This is a genomic window from Arthrobacter sp. FB24 (assembly GCF_000196235.1).
Classification (GTDB): Bacteria; Actinomycetota; Actinomycetes; order Actinomycetales; family Micrococcaceae; genus Arthrobacter.
The window spans coordinates 4,093,259-4,110,095 of sequence record NC_008541.1; the positions used below are offsets into that span (position 1 = coordinate 4,093,259).

The 16,837-nt window shown below is 64.0% G+C and carries 17 protein-coding genes; 12 read left to right on the top strand and 5 right to left on the bottom strand.

Features of this window, described 5'->3' with window-relative positions; genetic code table 11:
- The first annotated feature begins 6 nt into the window (after positions 1-6).
- From ARTH_RS18455 to ARTH_RS18500, 10 genes are all read left to right on the top strand, one after another.
- On the top strand, positions 7-1,680 hold the full coding sequence (locus ARTH_RS18455; RefSeq protein ID WP_011693467.1) for a hydantoinase B/oxoprolinase family protein: 1,674 nt from the start codon (positions 7-9) through the stop codon (positions 1,678-1,680).
- A 23-nt stretch (positions 1,681-1,703) separates the two neighbouring features.
- Positions 1,704-2,726, top strand: coding sequence for a sugar ABC transporter substrate-binding protein (locus ARTH_RS18460; protein WP_011693468.1), 1,023 nt, complete (start codon positions 1,704-1,706; stop codon positions 2,724-2,726).
- 98 nt (positions 2,727-2,824) lie between these two features.
- Positions 2,825-4,351, top strand: a complete 1,527-nt coding sequence (locus tag ARTH_RS18465; protein WP_011693469.1) for a sugar ABC transporter ATP-binding protein — start codon at positions 2,825-2,827, stop codon at positions 4,349-4,351.
- Positions 4,352-4,362: 11 nt separating this feature from the next.
- The gene (locus ARTH_RS18470) at positions 4,363-5,346 is read left to right on the top strand and encodes an ABC transporter permease (RefSeq protein WP_011693470.1); all 984 of its coding nucleotides are present in this window, start codon (positions 4,363-4,365) and stop codon (positions 5,344-5,346) included.
- Between the two features lie 83 nt (positions 5,347-5,429).
- The gene (locus tag ARTH_RS18475) at positions 5,430-6,749 is read left to right on the top strand and encodes a hydantoinase/oxoprolinase N-terminal domain-containing protein (RefSeq protein WP_011693471.1); all 1,320 of its coding nucleotides are present in this window, start codon (positions 5,430-5,432) and stop codon (positions 6,747-6,749) included.
- On the top strand, positions 6,746-7,828 hold the full coding sequence (locus tag ARTH_RS18480; protein WP_011693472.1) for a DUF917 domain-containing protein: 1,083 nt from the start codon (positions 6,746-6,748) through the stop codon (positions 7,826-7,828). The genes ARTH_RS18475 and ARTH_RS18480 overlap by 4 nt, the downstream gene beginning before the upstream one ends.
- A complete protein-coding gene (locus ARTH_RS18485; RefSeq protein ID WP_232223554.1) occupies positions 7,821-9,365 on the top strand; it encodes a helix-turn-helix domain-containing protein in 1,545 nt (514 codons plus the stop codon). Before ARTH_RS18480 ends, ARTH_RS18485 begins: the two co-directional genes overlap by 8 nt.
- A complete protein-coding gene (locus ARTH_RS18490) occupies positions 9,349-9,804 on the top strand; it encodes a GAF domain-containing protein (RefSeq protein WP_011693474.1) in 456 nt (151 codons plus the stop codon). The genes ARTH_RS18485 and ARTH_RS18490 overlap by 17 nt, the downstream gene beginning before the upstream one ends.
- 33 nt (positions 9,805-9,837) lie before the next feature.
- Positions 9,838-11,124 (top strand): metal-dependent hydrolase family protein, encoded by a 1,287-nt coding sequence (locus ARTH_RS18495; RefSeq protein ID WP_011693475.1) that lies wholly within the window; start codon positions 9,838-9,840, stop codon positions 11,122-11,124.
- 206 nt (positions 11,125-11,330) lie between these two features.
- A complete protein-coding gene (locus ARTH_RS18500) occupies positions 11,331-11,765 on the top strand; it encodes a hypothetical protein (RefSeq protein WP_011693476.1) in 435 nt (144 codons plus the stop codon).
- Positions 11,766-11,799: 34 nt separating this feature from the next.
- On the opposite strand, the gene ARTH_RS18505 is transcribed toward ARTH_RS18500, so the two are convergent.
- The 3 genes from ARTH_RS18505 to ARTH_RS18515 form a co-directional block, all read right to left on the bottom strand.
- Positions 11,800-12,129, bottom strand: coding sequence for a YegP family protein (locus tag ARTH_RS18505; RefSeq protein ID WP_043430078.1), 330 nt, complete (start codon positions 12,127-12,129; stop codon positions 11,800-11,802).
- 124 nt (positions 12,130-12,253) lie between these two features.
- Positions 12,254-12,652 (bottom strand): hypothetical protein, encoded by a 399-nt coding sequence (locus ARTH_RS18510; protein ID WP_011693478.1) that lies wholly within the window; start codon positions 12,650-12,652, stop codon positions 12,254-12,256.
- Positions 12,653-12,663: 11 nt separating this feature from the next.
- Complete coding sequence (locus ARTH_RS18515) at positions 12,664-13,383, bottom strand: GAF and ANTAR domain-containing protein (RefSeq protein WP_011693479.1); 720 nt, start codon at positions 13,381-13,383, stop codon at positions 12,664-12,666.
- Positions 13,384-13,732: 349 nt separating this feature from the next.
- Here ARTH_RS18515 and ARTH_RS18520 point away from each other — a divergent pair, with 349 nt between their 5' ends.
- Positions 13,733-14,464: a PhzF family phenazine biosynthesis protein gene (locus ARTH_RS18520; RefSeq protein ID WP_332248801.1), complete on the top strand. Its 732-nt coding sequence runs from the start codon at positions 13,733-13,735 to the stop codon at positions 14,462-14,464.
- Positions 14,465-14,480: 16 nt separating this feature from the next.
- Here ARTH_RS18520 and ARTH_RS18525 read toward each other — a convergent pair whose 3' ends face one another.
- A complete protein-coding gene (locus ARTH_RS18525; protein ID WP_011693481.1) occupies positions 14,481-15,308 on the bottom strand; it encodes a response regulator transcription factor in 828 nt (275 codons plus the stop codon).
- Between the two features lie 274 nt (positions 15,309-15,582).
- On the opposite strand from ARTH_RS18525, the gene ARTH_RS18530 reads away from it, so the two are divergent.
- On the top strand, positions 15,583-16,614 hold the full coding sequence (locus ARTH_RS18530) for a hypothetical protein (protein ID WP_232223555.1): 1,032 nt from the start codon (positions 15,583-15,585) through the stop codon (positions 16,612-16,614).
- 64 nt (positions 16,615-16,678) lie between these two features.
- Here the strand turns inward: ARTH_RS18530 and ARTH_RS24135 are convergent, their stop codons facing one another.
- A complete protein-coding gene (locus ARTH_RS24135) occupies positions 16,679-16,837 on the bottom strand; it encodes a hypothetical protein (protein ID WP_198011523.1) in 159 nt (52 codons plus the stop codon).

The following is a 16,837-nucleotide window of genomic DNA, read 5'->3' on the forward strand; positions in this document are numbered from 1 at the left end:
CCACTAATGACAATCGCTGCAGTCAAAACCCTGGATCCCGTAACCGTGGAGATCATCCGCAACGCGCTCACCAGCGCCGCGGACGATATGAATGCAACCCTGATCCGCTCCGCCTACTCGCCCATCCTCTATGAGGGCGGTGACTGCGTGGTGGCGCTGCTGGACAAGGAACACCGTGTACTCGGACAATCCGCGGGGCTCCCGCTGTTCCTCGGCAACCTGGAAACGTGCTCCATCGCTGTGGAGGAGCTGTACGGCCGCGAAGTCTGGCAGGAAGGGGACGTGTGGATCCTCAACGACTCCTACCTTGGCGGAACGCACCTGAACGATGTCACCATCTTCGCGCCGATTTTTGATGACGGCTCGGTGGTTGGCTTCGCCGCCACCCGCGCGCACTGGATGGACATGGGGTCCAAGGATGTGGGCGGCTCGATGGATGCCACGGACATCTTCCAGGAAGGCTTCCGTATGGGGCCGGTCAAGCTCATGGAAGCCGGCATTGAAACCTCGGTGGTGGACCTGATCCGCACCAACGTGCGTTTCCCCTACCAGACCATCGGCGACATGCACGCGATGATCGCCGCACTCCGGATGGGAACCACCCGGATGAAGGAGCTGGTGGGCCGGTACGGCATGGAGCAGCTCGATGCTGCCCGCGATGAAATCTTCCGCCAGACAGAGGAGATCGAGCGCGAAACCGTCCGAAACATCCCGGACGGCGTCTATGAAGCCGAAGGCGTGCTGGACAACGACGGCATCAACCTGGACACGCCCATCCCCATCCGGCTGAAGATCACCGTTGCCGGCGACACTGTTGACTTCGACGTCACCGGCTCCGCCGACCAGACCATGGGCCCGGTCAACTGCGGCGCAGCCCAAGCCGTTTCGGCCCTGCGCGTGGGGTACAAGCTCCTCGTCAGCCCGGACTCCAACTCCAACGGCGGATCCTTCCGCCCACTGACCACGCAGGTGCGTTCCGGGTCGGTGCTCGGCGCCGTGGCACCTGCACCGTGCCAGTGGTACTTCTCCCATCTGGGGCTGCTGATCGACCTGGTCTCCAAGGCAATGGCCCCCGCAATGCCTGAACGCGTAGCCAGCGCCAGCCACGGCGACTCAATGATCATCACCGCCGCTGGCTTCGATCCCCGCTTCGGCCGGAACTTCGTCAGCATGGAAGCCACTCTGGGCGGCTGGGGCGCCTGGCAGGGCACGGATGGCGAATCCGCCATGATCAACAACGTCAACGGCTCGCTCAAGGACCTGCCCATCGAAATGATGGAAACCCGGTACCCGCTGCGGATCAACGAGTACTCCATCCGGCCGAACTCCGGTGGCCCAGGGCAGTGGCGCGGCGGCAACGGAGTTATCCGTGAATACGAGTTCCTGGCCGACTGCGTGGTAGGCCTCTGGTTCGAAAGGTCCAAGACGCCGGCCTGGGGCCTCTTCGGCGGTTCCGACGCCCAGGGCCCGGAAGTGGTGATCAACCCCGGCCGGCACGACGAGGTCCGGACGCTGAAGGCCAACGCACGGAAGGTCAAGGCCGGCGACGTCGTCCGCCTGGCAGTCGGGGGCGGTGGCGGTTTCGGAGATGTCTCCAAACGTACCCGTGAAGACATCAAGTACGACATCGTCAACGGTTTCATCACCGAGGACTTCGCCAAGACCCACTACGGCTACTAAACGCCGCATAGAAAGGACTGACCGTGAAAATCACCAAGCGTCCAGCCGCAGCGATGGCCCTCATGAGCCTCGCCCTGCTGACCTCAGCATGCGCCCCGCCTGCCCAAAGCAGCACCACAGAAGCAGTGGCTGCCGGTGCAGACCAGAAACTCAACGTTGGATTCTTCGGCTTTGCCAAATCCAACGGCTTTGCCCAGGGCACGTACCTCGGCGTGGAGCAGGCGGCGAAAGCCAACAACGCCAGCGCCACCTTCGTGGACTCCAATTTCAGTGCCCAGACGCAGGTCCAGCAGATCCAGGATGCCGTCACCTCCAAGCAGTTCGAGGTGATCGTAGTCCAGGCAAATGACAACCAGGCCCTCATCGCACCTTTGACGCAGGCCGTACAGGCGGGCATCACGGTAGTTGTCGAATTCTCTGTCATCGGGCCAAAGTTCGACACCATCCAGCCGCAGGTTCCTGGTGCCATCAGCATCGTGGACCTGCCCACCCGCAACGGCAAGGTGCTCGGCGAGATGGGCAAGCAAGCCTGCGCCACGGTGCCGGGTGACACGTGCAAGGTAGCCTACCTTGAAGGCTTCAAGTCCCTGCCCCTGGATAATGCCCGGACCGAGGCTGTGAAGGCGGAACTGGCAACCGATCCGAAGATCAAGCTCGTTGCCAGTGTCGAAGGCGGGTACACCCAGGACACCGGCCGCCAGGCATTCCAAAACGTCTCACAGGCGAACCCTGATGTTGACGTGGTGATTGGCGCATCCCAGGCCATAACCGGGGCCGCCGCGGCCGCCGGGAACAGTGACGTCAAGTTCATCGGCAACGGTGCATCCGTTTCCAATGTGGAGGCGGTCCGGTCCGGTAAATGGTTCTCCATCTACGTCAGCGACGTCGTGGCCAACGGTGCCAAGGCCACCGAACTGGGGCTCGCCAAGGCGCGGGGCAAGCAGGTGGAAACTGCCATCGACGAAGCCAGCCTGTCCCCCAACAACGGCAAAGGCACTAAAGAGGCACTTGATGCCCTGAACTACGTCTCAAAATACTCGGACTAGTCCACCCCCCTCCAGGGGGCAACCCCGGGGCCGGAGCCTGACCGCTTCGGCCCCCGGGGACCCTGGTCCTCAAGTCCCTTCCATTTCCAGAGGTCAACATGGCGATACAACAGTTGGAAAAACCTGAGCATGCCGGCCGGCGGACCGCCCCGGAGATCACCGTCTCCGGAATCGGCAAACGGTACGGTGCAACCCCGGTGCTGATGGACGTCACCCTGTCGGTAACCCCCGGAGAAATCCACGGCATCATGGGGGAAAACGGCGCCGGAAAGAGCACCCTGCTGAAAATCCTGGGCGGTGCCATCATGGCGGACTCCGGAACCATGGAATTGGACGGAAATCCGGTCAGGATCACAACCCCACGGGACGCCATCTCCCAAGGGATTTCCCTCATCTCCCAGGAACTGGCCCTGATCCCCAACCTGTCGGTGCTGGAGAATGTCTTCCTGGGCCGCTGGTCGAACAGGGGAAGCCTCCTCCGCCCAACCAAGGACGGTGACCATTTCGCCCGGCTGTTGGAAGAGACCGGTTTTGACCTGGACCCCCGGGCAACCGTGGGGAACCTGCCTATCGGCCAACAGCAGCAGGTAGAAATCCTGAAAGCCCTCGCCCGCGGGGCGAAGGTGCTGTGTATGGACGAACCCACAGCGGTCCTTAACGAGGCGGAGAAGGAAAAACTCCTGCAGGTCATCAAAAGGCTGGCCCAGACCGGGACCACAATCCTCATCGTCTCTCATTACCTGGAGGAAGTCCTGGAGTTGGTGGACCGGGTGACCATACTCCGCGACGGACAGCACATCGTCACCGAAGACGCCGCCGGCCATACGCCGGAGTCGCTCGTGCGGCTGATGGTCGGCAGGGACGTCGATTTCCTCCTCCCCGAGATTCGGCAGGTTCAGTCCCAAGCTGACACGGTTCTCCGGGTTGTTGGGTTGACCAGCGCCAAGGTCAAGGAGATCTCTTTTCAAGTTCGCCGGGGGGAGATCCTGGGCATCGCCGGGCTGGTGGGCAGCGGCCGCAGCGAAACCCTGCTCGCCGTTTTCGGTGCAGACCGGACGACCGGCGGTCACGTGGAAGTCAACGGACGCCGTATCCGCGCCAGCTCCATCAGGGACGCCATCAAAGCCGGTATAGCGCTCATTCCGGAGTCGCGGAAAGAACAGGGCCTGGTCATGTCCCGGCCGGCCTCAGAGAACATTGCCCTCTCAACCCTGTCCGGCCGGTCATGGGCCGGCTTCGTCAGTGCACGGCGGGAAAAGGCGGCCGTCAAGGACGTCAGCAGGTCAGTTGACCTGCGCGGCGCCCGCCCGGGACAGCCTATTGCCAACCTTTCCGGCGGGAACCAGCAGAAGGCTCTTTTCGCCAAATGGCTGTTGGATCCTCCGGCAGTGCTGTTGGTGGATGAACCCACCCGGGGAGTGGATATCGCAGCCAAGGCCCGAATCCACAGCATCATCGCCGAATTGGCTGCCAAAGGTACAGCAGTCATCGTCGTCAGTTCCGAGCTCGAGGAAGTACTCGGCCTGTCCCACCGTATCCATGTCATGAGGCACGGGCGCATTGTTGCCGAGTTCGACCGAAACGCCTCCCGCGATGAAGTCATGACTTCCGCTTTCCTGAAATAGGTGAATCCAAAATGAGCACAACAACAGTTGCCGTGCCTTCGACGGCAGAGAAAAAGTTCAATCTGAATCTCAAAGATTTCGGGATCGTTTTTGGCCTGGCCGCCATCATGCTGTTCCTGGCCTTGAACACCGGAACATTCCTCTCGGGCCGCAATTTCATCAATCTGTTCGACCAGGCCGCCGTGGTGGGGCTGCTCGCGGCGGCAGCCACGCTGTGCATCATCAGCGGGGTCTTTGACCTTTCGTCAACAGCGACCCTCGCTGTCTCCGCCATTTCGGGGGTAATGCTCACCCAGCATTTCGGCGTTGCGGCTGGATTCTTCGGAGCTTTGCTGGTGGGCGCCCTGCTGGGGACCGTTACAGGGCTGATCGTGGTCAGCACCAAGGTCAACTCGTTCATCGGAACGTTGGCGGTGAGCATCATCTACCGGGGCCTGGCTATTGTGATCACCGGCGGCGCAATTGTGGCACCGCTGCCTGACCAGCTTGCATCGTTCCAGACCTGGACCTGGCCCAGCCTCTTCGGCCTGACTGCCGGCTCGGTATTAATGCTGGTGATGACCATGGTGCTGGGAATTGTTCTCTGGCGCACCACCTTCGGCCGCAGGATCTACGCAGTAGGCGGCAACCAGGAAGCCGCCCGTCTTAGCGGCATCCGTACGGGTTCAATCCACGTTGCGGTCTTTGCTATCAGCGGCCTCTGCTCTGCAATGGCCGGGATGATCCTGGCCTCGCGTGCCGGCTCGGCTCAGCCGGCCATGGCCATCGGCATCGAACTCACGGCCATCGCCGCCGTGGTGATCGGCGGGACCAGCATCCTGGGCGGCCAGGGCGCCATGTGGAGGGCCTTCGTGGGAGTCATGATCCTCACCGTCATCAGCAACGGTTTCAACCTGCTGCATTGGGATACCACTTACCAGCAGGTGGTGACAGGCGTCCTCATCCTGGTGGCCGTTGCAGCGGACGGATTGTTCTTCCGCAAAGCGACCAGATGACTGTCCAGGGTGGACCCTAGTTATATGACATGGATGCAGCGCGGGGCAGGGGCCCGGCAGGAAGTTGAACAGGAGGCCCGGCGATGCGGATAGGACTGATGCTTCAGGGCAGCAGCTGCCGGGCGCTTGTTCTGGAGGGACGCTCCGTCATCTCCGCGGCCGAGCAGACGCAGGCCAGCAGCCTGGCTGAAGCGCTGGACCGGGTGCTGTCCGAGTTACGCCTGCAGTTCGGGAGCCGGATCACGGACGTAACGGCCGACGTCGGACGCGTACTCGGCGCGGGGCAGCCAGGGGACGTCGTCGCTATCCGCATCTCTCCCCGCCCTCCGGCTGATCGGTTCCACAACACCAGCCTGCCGGCGCTCATTGAGCCGGCTGTGATCAGGACCATGCATGTCCGCGGCGGCCACGACCTGCGGGGACGGCCCCTTGCGCCGCTGGACCTGAAAGCATTCCTGGTGGAATTACCCTCCATCCTGTCTGGGGGGTTGCGGAACGTAGCCATTACCGCCGTCGGCTCCACCGCCTCCCCGGAGCACGAAACGCGTATCGCGGATGCCATCCTGTCGAACAACAGCGACATGCGGATCAGCATCTCCAGTGATTTCTACTCAAGCGTGTTCCGCGACCGCGACTACACAGCCGTCCTTAATAGTGCCTTGATGGAATCGGGTGAAGGGCTGGCGGCAATGCTGGAAGAAGCGGGGCAGCGCCACTTCCCCTCCGCCACACTGTCCTATGCCAGGAACGACGGAGGCCGGGCACCCCTTGCGCGGCTGGCGGTGGCCCCCGTGCACGCGCTTCGTCCGGAACCTGCAATGGCGATCCTCGGCGCAGCAACGCTGGGCGGGCTGCCTGACGGCGAAGTAGTTGTCTGCACCGATGAGGATGTCAGCGTGGGCAACATGCGCCGTGGTCTCCCTGTTGCCCACAGCCTCATCCGACAGGGGTATGAAGCGGGCCTCGCCACCAACGCCGCCATCGTCGAACCGTACACCGCCAACCATTTAGTCCGGCACGACATCCCGTCAGTGGTCGCCGACGCCCGCACCAGCCAGGACATCCCGCCCGACTACGGCCTGGTTCCCACACTTCCAGACGCCCGGGACCTGACCCTCATAGGCTGTGCCGCGACACCCCTTACAGCGTGGATCGACAGGCTCGAAAGCGTCAGCGGACAGGCGGACCTGCAGCGGGTGCAGAACCGCGCCGAGGAGGAAGCCCGGTCTGCGGCGGTCCAGCTGGGAGCAAGCCCCACGGAAACCCGCATCATCGAATCGAACGTGTTCGCCATGCCCTACGGGAATCCCGGAATCGTCCGGATCCGGGTCCAGGCCGCAGGTGGGACCTCCAGCCATGAAGAACATGGCTTGGCCACACACTCTTTGGGGGCCACCGCATGAGTACCATCCTCACAGCCGAAGACGTTCGGCACCTCCGAACCGGTGCCCATTTCCTGGCCTGCGCCATCGATCCCACCGCCATCCATATCTACGCCGGCATGATCCAGGAGGCCATGAAGAACCGGTCCGTGGAGCTCGTCACCGTGGATGAACTCGCTCCAGAGGATCTGGTGGTGGCTGTCGGCATGGTGACCCAAGGCCTGTTCATCGCTGACATGCCCCCGGTGGGTGACGAGTTCACGGGCTGTATCGACGCGATCGAAACCAGGCTCGGCCGCAAGGTGCGGGCCATCTATTCGCTCGCCGCCGCCAACATCAACGGAATAATTCCACTCATGGTAGGGCTCCAGTCCTCGCTTCCCGTTATCGACTCCGACCCCATGGGGCGCGTGTTCCCCCTCATCAGCCAGACCACCTTGAACATTGGCGGGGTCAGCATCGGCCCCATAGCGCTCATGGGAGTAACCGGCGAGCGCGCCCTGGTGGAGGCCAGTGATCCGCAACGCGCCGAGACGCTGGTGCGTGCACTCGTCACCGAGCTCGGCGGCTGGGCCGCCACCGTCATGTATCCATGCTCCGCACGTGAGCTGAAGGAGCACGGAGTCCACGGCTCCATCAGCCGGATGATCCGAATAGGACAGATCCTCGACGCCGAAACCTCAGCGGAGAGCAAATTCCTGTCACTTGCCGACTTCCTGGGCGTGACCCGGATTGCACGGGCGCGGGTGAGCCACATCGAAGGCCTCTCCCGCCCTACCGACCTGGGACTGCCGGCCCAGCCATCAAGTGTGACCCTGGAGGATGAAACCACCGGCCAAATCATCCGGCTGGAGGTCCAGAATGAGATTTTGCTGGTGCTCGTGGACGGTGCCGTAGCGGCAGCCGTCCCCGACATGGTGACGCTGCTCAACCCCGAACACGGATCTGTGGCCAACCTGGACGACGTCCGGGTAGGCAACGTTGTGGACGTGCTTAGACTCAATGCCGCCCCGCAGTGGTACTCCGAGGCCGGACTGGACCTGGCCGAACCGGCTGCGTTCGGCATTCCACTCAAGCATCCAAGGCGGCGCCATGGGTAGGTCGATGAAGGACACGCGGCTCGATGTTGCGGGACTGCTGGCGCACGGGTCCCTGCGCGGCACGACTCCGCTGTACCTTACCCCCACCAGCGCACTTGTCGAAAGTGTCGTCCTTGTCTCCCAGCTGGAGGCGATCCAGCGGGTGCGCCCGAACACAGTTGTGGTCCTCGCGGCAGAAATGGGCTCGGGTGGATGGCTTGTGTCCGCGGCACTGCGGCATGCCTGGGAGCGGCGGGCCAGTGCCGTCGTCGTCGCCGGGAGCACCTATTCCAACGCTGTAATCGGCCTGGCAGAACGACTGGGCATCACGCTGTTGGCCGCTGAAGGTAACCCGGCCGAAGTCGCGTTGTCTTTGGCAGCTGAGATCGGTGCTGCCCTGTCCGTAGTGGATGCCGAACTCGCCCGGTTCGCCCGTGCCGTGGCCAAGGACAGCACACTCGCTGACGTCCTCAAGACCATATCCGGTGAACTGGATGGCGTAGGCGTCTCGCTCGAATACGACGGCGTCCTCCTCGCCTCAGCCGGTGGTGCCCCGCGGGATTCGGCCGAGGTCATTAGGGTTGACATTGGCGCTGCCAACGCCGCCGTCCCTTCAGCCCTCACCGCCCGTGTACCCGCCTCCGGTGTACACAACCTGCGGCTGGTTCGTTCGATCCTCGAAGTAGCGGCTCCTTCCGTAAAGGCCGCATGGTTGTTGGGCAACTCCCGGGACGCGGCCCGCGCTGTTCCCACTGCGGCGCTCGCCGGGCTAATCCAGGACCCAGGTTCTTCGGGCGCCGCCTTCGAGGAAGATCACCGGCACCTCCTGTCGCAGCTTGGTTGGCGCCGCAACGAACGCTACGTGGCCGCGTGGATCTGCCCCAGCGACGTGCACGCATCTGGTCCCGACCTGACGGCTGTGCTGAGGCTGCTCTGGCGTAAGGTCGCTGCACGCAGTCCGCTGGCGGAGGTCGACGGCGGCTGGCTGGCACTTGTCCCGTCAGCGCATCAGGCTGCGGTGGCACAGCTCGAGCTCCGCCTCAAGGCCAGGCTGCGGCCCGCCCTGGCCGAACTGCGTCTGGTCGCCGGTCTGTCCCGCTGGACGGAAGAGGCACCGCCGCTTCCGTCCATCATTCAGGAGGCCCGGCTGGCTGCAGTGTCAGCGCGGCCGGCGGGCCCGGGCACAATACTTGGCTTTGCCGGCCTGGGCGTAGCGGCGGCATCTACATTCGTCGACAAGGACGCCGTGGCACTGGTGGCTGCGCTGACCCTGCCGCGGCTTATGGATTCTCCTGACCGGGAGGCGATAGTGGCAGCTGTAGCAGCGTTCCTTGATCACGGCGGATCGGTTACCCTCGCAGCGGCGGCGCTCGATGTGCACCGCAACACCCTTCAGGCCCGGCTGAGCCGTGCACGGGAACTCGGCGTCCCGTTGGACCATCCAGCCGAGTTGCTGTCCGTCCATCTGATCCTCGCCGTGCTGGCGGCAGCGCATGAGAAACCAACTTCCCCAAATCCGTACGAAACCAGAAAGGACTCCCATGAGTTCCCAGTTTGAATCCTTCGACGACGTCTGCGCCTCCGCCCGGGAAACAGTGGGCGTGCGTCTCTTCACCGCCTCCGTGATCGCCGACGAAGGCAGCAGCATGGCGCGCATTTACACCACCCACCCCGAGGTCTACCCGATAGGCGGGAAGAAGACCCTCTCGGGGGACACCAATCCGGTTTGGCTGGAGCAGGTCCTCATCGGCCAGCAGCCATTCCTGGGCGCTGACATAGAAGCGGTCAGGGCATTCTTCTTCGACTCCGGAACCATTGAATCGCTGGGGTGCGGCGCGATCGTGAATGTCCCGGTGGTGAGCGGTGGGCGCACTATCGGCTCCATGAACTTCCTGGCGCCCGAAGGCAGCTATGACCAGTCTTCCGTGGATGCCGCCGTGGTAGTTGCGGGGCGCTCCGTCCAGCTCCTCGAAGCCGCTTTGGCAGCCACCAGCTAGCCCGCCGACGTCGACAGGAAGGAAACACTTCACGTGGTCCCCAATCTCCCGGGAAACCTGACCATCCGGAACGCCAGGATCTTCGACGGCGAATCCCCGGCTCTCGTTGAGGGCTCCATCACTGTCCGCGACGGCCGGATCACAGCCGTGCGCGGCAGCGCAGAAGACAGTGGCGCCTCGCCCGACTCCGAGACAGCACTCGACGCGGGCGGCCGGGTGGTGATTCCCGGCCTCATCGACGCCCACTTCCACGCCTACGCGCTTAGCCTGACCTCGGCGCTGAACGAAACAGGGCCTTTGAGCTACTCCGCGCTGGCCGGTGCCCGCAGACTTGAGGCCGCACTCCGCCGGGGCTTCACCTCGGTGAGGGACGTGGCTGGGGGCGATGTGGGCCTTTCGGCTGCAATCGAGGAAGGACTGTGCCCCGGACCCCGCTACTTCTATACCGGTCCCGCGCTGAGCCAAACCGGCGGCCACGGTGATATTCGCGCCGCGAACGATGGAAGCTGCTTTCATGGCGGTCATATGTGCGAGGTGGTGGATGGCGTTGAGGACTTGCTGCGGGCGGTGCGCCACAGGTTCCGGACCGGTGCCACCGCCATCAAGCTCATGACCTCCGGGGGAGTGATCTCCCCCGTCGATCCGATTCGTGTCCCCCAGTACAGCGCCGCGGAGATCCGGGCGGTCACTGAGGAGGCATCCCGGCGGGGCAGTTACGCCACCGCGCACGCTTACTCACCAGAAGCCATCAGCCATTCGGTGCTCAACGGGGTTCGCTGCATCGAACATGGCAACCTCCTGGATGCTGAAACCGCCCGGCTGATGGCGGAGTACGACGTCTATCTCGTGCCCACGTTGGTGACGTACGATGCGATGGGCCGCCGCGGAGCGGAAATCGGGCTTACCGAAATGGGCGCCGCCAAGAATCACGAAGTATTGGCCGCGGGAAAGAACGCCGTCACACTGGCACGGGAGGCCGGGGTCCGGATTGGCTTCGGCACCGACCTTATGGGTGAACTTGAGGATGAACAGCTGGCCGGGCTGCGCCTTCAGGTCGAAGTGCTGGGCGTCTACGACGCACTCCGCTCGGCGACATCGACGAACGCCGCACTCCTCGGGCGGGAAGACCTAGGACACATCGCGGAGGGGGCCTGCGCGGACTTAGTGATACTGGACGGCGATCCCTTCGAGGAGCCCTCAGTGCTTTGGGACGGGAGCCGGAAACGCATAGTCATCAAGGCCGGCCACATTGTCTCCTCAGACGGCCTTCGGGCCGGTAAAGCGGCGATGGACGAGGCGATCAGCGGCGCTCACAGCTGACGACTTTTTGCTGAGACAGGACCAGCGAGACTCCCATACGAGCACATCGTCGCAGCATCTCCGCCGCCAGCCCTGGATGGTGCGGAAGTAGCGCAGTACCGGGTAGCTCACTGAATGCTGCAGCCCGATGGCCGCCCGTGTGACAAGACGGCTCGCCGGCCGGTGGCTAGGCTGGGACATTCGGCGCGCTCGAGGGCGCGGAATTCATGGTGAAGATGGGGGACCCTTTGGGGGAACAGCGTGTGATTTTTGGCGGACCGGCCACGGTACCGCCGGTGGTGCGGGCGTCGACGGCGTTCTGGCTGGCCAGTGCACTGGTGGCCGGCGTGCTGCCCGTCGTCTTGGAGTTCGCTGGAGCCGGCACCGGTCCGTCCACGCCCATCTGGGCCGTGATTGCCCTGGCAGTTCCCCTGGTGGCCCTGCAGGTATGGGGGGCCTTCCGGCTCCTGGCAGGCGTGAGATGGGTCCGCACCGTGCTCACGGTCATCGCCGTGCTTTCCGCCGCAGGAGCGCCGTTCGATCTGTCACTTGTTGTGGTGACCGGGCTGGCCCTCACATTGGCCGGCGCCGTATTGATGTGGCTGCCGCCGGCGAACGCGTTCTTCCGGGGAGAACACCAGCCTGCCGGGGCGCCCCACTAGGCGCCGGTCAGCCCCGGTACCCGGTTCAGCCGGCCTACCGGCGGGCTGCCGAGCTGAGTTGCGGCTGCCCGTGCTCCGGGTGCGGGTTGTTGTGGGCGGCGCGCATGCGGAGCAACGCGGCGCCGCTGTGGACCGGCGCCGGCTGCGAGGGCCGGATCCGGTGGGACGGTTCGATCCGGCGGCTGCTGCTCATATCGCGGATCAGGCCGGTTCCGGCGATCTCACGAACCAGCGCGATCCCCTGCGCGGCAGCTCGCTTTGTAGGGTACTTCAATGAAATCGCCACGAGTTCCCCGGCCTTGCCGATAAGCCTGAACCTGTACCCGCCGTCGGGCGCGCTAATTAGTTCGAAGTGTCCGGACATCGTTGTCACTCTCCACTCTCAAGGTCGTTTTGTTCACCTTTTCCACCCTAGCCTCGGGCCCGACGCACAAATCAGGGCCGAAGGGCCCCTACGCCCATGCGCCCGTTCTGCTAGCTGAGTAGAGCTAGCCGTCCTCGGAAGGGTCGGTGAACTCGTCAGGTCCGGGCCTGCCGTGGCCGTCGCGACCGCCTGCGGACTCGGACTCCTGGCCGGATTCGTGGGCCGCTTCCGGTACCGCTTCCGGCACCCCCTCCACCGCTTCCGGCAAATTCAGGTCATCGGAGTATGGGGCAAAGAGGCGTGGCATGGCCTCGATGAGTTCGTTGGCGGCCATTGCAAGCAGGTCCCGTTGGATCGGCGGCAGGGACAACAAGCCTTGCAGGTACGCCTCGACTTCGTATTCGCCGACGCTTCCGCCAAGGCTGAAGTAGTTCAGCCACAATTCCCCGGGCGTGATCTCCGCAGCCTTGAGCGCCGCCCTGAGTTGCCGGCGTTGCTCGGGTTCGTTGCGATCGAAGCCCATGGGTGCGCCCCCTAATTCCTGGCGTCCGGCATCTCAGCAATGAGCCCGGCAGCGGCCTGCAGGAGGGACGAACGGCGCTCCCTGGACTGGCGAATCAGTTCTTCCAGGGCACGCTCGTGGCCGAACCCGTGGCGCTGCATCAGTATCCCGCAGGCACGGTTCACCGTATCCCTGCTTTCCAAGGCGGCGTGGAGGTCGGCGCTGATGTGCTGGGGCATCTCGCTGGCCTGGACATGGGAAAGCAACGTTACGGCCGGGACAGCGAACAGCTCCAAGAGCCTTGCTGTGGCGGGCGTGTAAGACGCGGGAAGCGCCGCGTACACCTTGATGGTGCCGATGCTCTGCTTGTCCGCTACCAACACTGCGCTCACCACCGATCGGATGGGGAGTCCTTCGACAGCCGCCCTCCACCGCGGCCAGCGGTCATCCGCGCGGACGTCTTCCACAACAATGGTTTCCTCGGCAGCCCACGCCGTCAGGCACGGTCCTTCACCGAGCTCGTACTGAAGCGAGTCGGCCTGTTCCACCACCCTGTCGGTGGCACCGTAGCTGGTCCTGCGGCCTTGCCCATCCAGAACGGAAACGCCGGCGCCGGCGGTGCCGGGAACTGAGTCCTTGACAGCCCTGGCCAGGACCTCAACGGCAGTGACGACTTTTTCCTCGGTCAGGAGCAAACCGCGGATCCTGCCGATCGCGCCGGAGAGATCATCCAAGGGAAGCTTCTTTGCCATGGACGGACCTCCGGCCGGTAGCCGGACCATCCGAGTCGGCGGACCGTCCGGAGCAATCGTGTGCGGGTATGAGGTTCGAGCCCGCAGTCTCAGCTTAGCCCCGGCGGCGTGCGGGACGCATAAGGTTCACAACAAGGCCACTTTCGGGAAACGGCTATGGTTCCCGGCCGGACCGCCGCCTAGCGTTGGGGGAACACTCCCCGGAGCTCCCCGCCATCCAGAGAAAGACCATCATGCCCACCGATGTGAACGAATACCCCTTCTCCCAGGTAGACGTCTTTGCTCCCGGCCCCAAAGCCGGGAACCCCGTCGCCTCGTTCATGACGCGGACGGACTGAGCACGGAACAGATGCAGAGCTTCGCGAACTGGACCAACCTGTCGGAGACCACGTTCCTGCTGAAGCCGTCCCACCCGGAAGCGGACTACAGGCTGAGGATTTTCACGCCCGCATCCGAACTGCCCTTTGCCGGGCATCCCACGCTCGGCTCGGCCCACGCCTGGCTAGCAGAGGGCGGACAGCCGCTCCGTGAAGGTGAGCTGCTACAGGAATGCGAGGCCGGCCTGGTGAAGATCCGCCGCGCCGGCACCGACCTGGCATTTGCGGCACCGCCGCTGGTCCGCTCGGGCGCGGTTGACCCGGCAGCCCTGGAACAGGCCGTCGTCAGCCTGGGCGTCGACGCCGGGCAGGTCCTCGGCAGCAACTGGGTGGACAACGATCCCGGCTGGCTGGGTATCCGGCTGGAATCAGCGGAACAGGTGCTGGGACTCCAGCCGGATTTTGCCACCATGGACCAGCTCCGTGTGGGCGTCATCGGCAGGTACGCGGAGGGAGGACCGGCGGACTTCGAGGTCCGGGCCTTCGTTCCCGGGTTCGGCGTTCCCGAAGACCCTGTAACCGGCAGCCTCAACGCCGGCCTGGCGCAATGGCTCCTCCGCGAAGGAACTGTGGATGGGAACTACACCGTCCAGCAAGGCACCGCCCTGGGACGCGACGGCCTGGTGACAGTCAGCGTCGAGGACGAGGACATCTGGATCGGCGGAACCAGCCGCGCCGTGGTGAGCGGCCGCGTGTCGATCTAGCGGACTGCGTGGGGTGTTACTGCATGGTCATCCGGTACCCTACTCCCCTGACCGTCTGCACCCACCGCGGGGAACGCGAACTGTCACCCAGGCGCTTTCGCAGGTTCCCCATATGCACCTCCAGGACCCGTTCGTCCCTGGCCGCCACGGCGGAACCCGGGACAGCAGGCTCGTTCCGCAGATAGCGGGCGAGGTCCGCCCTGGTCAGCACCGCACCCCTGTTTTGGAGCAGTGCACGGAGCAGATCGAACTGGGTCCGGGTGAGGTCAACGGCTCTTCCGTCCACTGTTACCGTGCGGGTGCCGTCCATCAGGGCAAGGCCCCGATGTTCAAAGTCCCATCCGACTCCTGCGGCAGAAGCCGCGGCCGCCAGTTGAGGGGTTGCAGAGGCGGCTGCAGCGGGCGTTTCCGCACTGTAGGGTTTGGCGACGAAGTGTCCTGCGGCGCACTGGGCCGCTTCCACCATCGCGTGACGCCTGGGTCTGCGGAGCAGGGCGGCGATCCTGGCGCGGAGCTCGCGCGGACGGAAGGGCTTGGCCAGGTAGTCGTCAGCACCGGCCTCAAGCCCAAGCAGCGCATCCGCTTCGCTCGCCAGTGCGCTGACCATGACCACGTAGGCGTGGCTGAAGGTACGGATCCTGCGTGAGGCCTCGATGCCGTCAAAGTCGGGGAGCCCTACCTCCAAGGTGACCAGGACGGGGTCGTGCTTCCGCACGGCAGCCACACCTTCGGCGCCGGACGCCGCTGCAACAACCTCGAATCCGGATTGGACAAGCAACTCCTCCAGAGCCTCCCTGCTGCGACCGTCGCCGTCAACCACCACAGCCATGCCGCGCGTAACCATCAAAACCCCTCAGAAATTCTCGTACATATTCAGCTCTAGTAAGTACCAGCAATTCCTCAATTGCGAATTGCGTAAAAATTGTGCATTTATTGAGGAAGGCCAAAAAGTAAATATCAGCATTCAGCTATTGCCAACCAAACCCCGCTGAATGATGATCATCATGTGCTCACTGGGGGCGCGGCGCTGCTGTTATCAGCGCAAAAGTAGGGGGCGTTAAATGGTTTCCTTGAGGTCTCGCGTCGCAAAAGCGGTCTGGCTGAACAGACCGCTTGCAATGCTGGCAGCCGCCAGCCTGGTCATGTTGTCCGCAACAACCCCGGCGCATGCCGCCGACACCACCCCCCTGGACCCGGACCCGGGCCCCGCGGGCAGCTTCGCCTGGAAGGGGTTCAACTGGGAAAAGCGGTTCTGGGGCGGTGCGCCACAGTTCAACAAGACCTTCGACGCGGCCAACGTCAGCAATCCCGACAGCAACGGATACGTCACGCTTTCCCTAACCAACCCGACCGGCAGCGCCCCTGTCGGCGCAGAGTTCCAGTCCACCCGGCAGGGATTCGGCTACGGCACTTACAGCACCACGGTGGAGAAAGATGTGAGCGCCCTCCAGAAGGAAGTGGTGTGGGGTTGCCTGTTCACCTACGATCCCCTCGCCACTCCCGGTTACAACGAGATCGACCTGTGCGAGGCATCCGCCTGGGGCGGCGGCGCAAGCTACGGGGAATCCTGGCCCGTAACCCAGGCGCACGGCTACTGGTTCGATGCCACCAAGCCGCCGGGGCAGGGCAACAACACCATCGTCTTTGATACGACGAATGACGCAATCCTCACCCACAAAATGGTCTGGGAACCGGGAAAGATCACTTTCGAAACCTTCGCCGGCGAGGGCTACGGGGGAACCCTTCTCAAGCGAACAGTCCTCCAGGGAAGCACCGTTCCCGTGCCGGCCAAAGAAGCCATCCACTTCAACCTTTGGGTCACTGGCGGTGGCGGCGGCGATCCCGAACATGTGAAACCCGAATCCGTGGTGATCCGGGACTTCTCGTTCACACCGGCGGCCAGCACCACCCCGGTTGCCGAGTCACCCATCACGCTGACGGCCGCCAACAGCAAGGTCAAAGGCGTCAATTCCACCACCCTGAAGTGGACCGGGGCCACGGGGTCCAGCGTCACACTGTGGATCAATGGCACCCCGAAGACCGTCCCCAATACCGGCAGCTTCGTGAACAAGTTCAAGGGCGGAGCAACCACAAGCTACAAGGTCTGCGATGCTGCCGCATGCTCCAACGCCGTGAGTGTGGTGACCTGAGCCGAACACGAACCGGTGGCCCGGATTCTTTGCGAATCCGGGCCACCGGCACGATCAGGCTGAGTTACTTTGCCCGGACCGGCACGATCCGTTTGACGGCCATGCCGAGCGCCACGAGGGCGAAGGCTGCAAGCGCGAACCAAAAGAGGTCACCGGCCCCGGTTGCGGCGAGGGTTCCGGCACCGACACCGGCTGCTGCGGGAGCTGCTGGGTTGCTGTACAT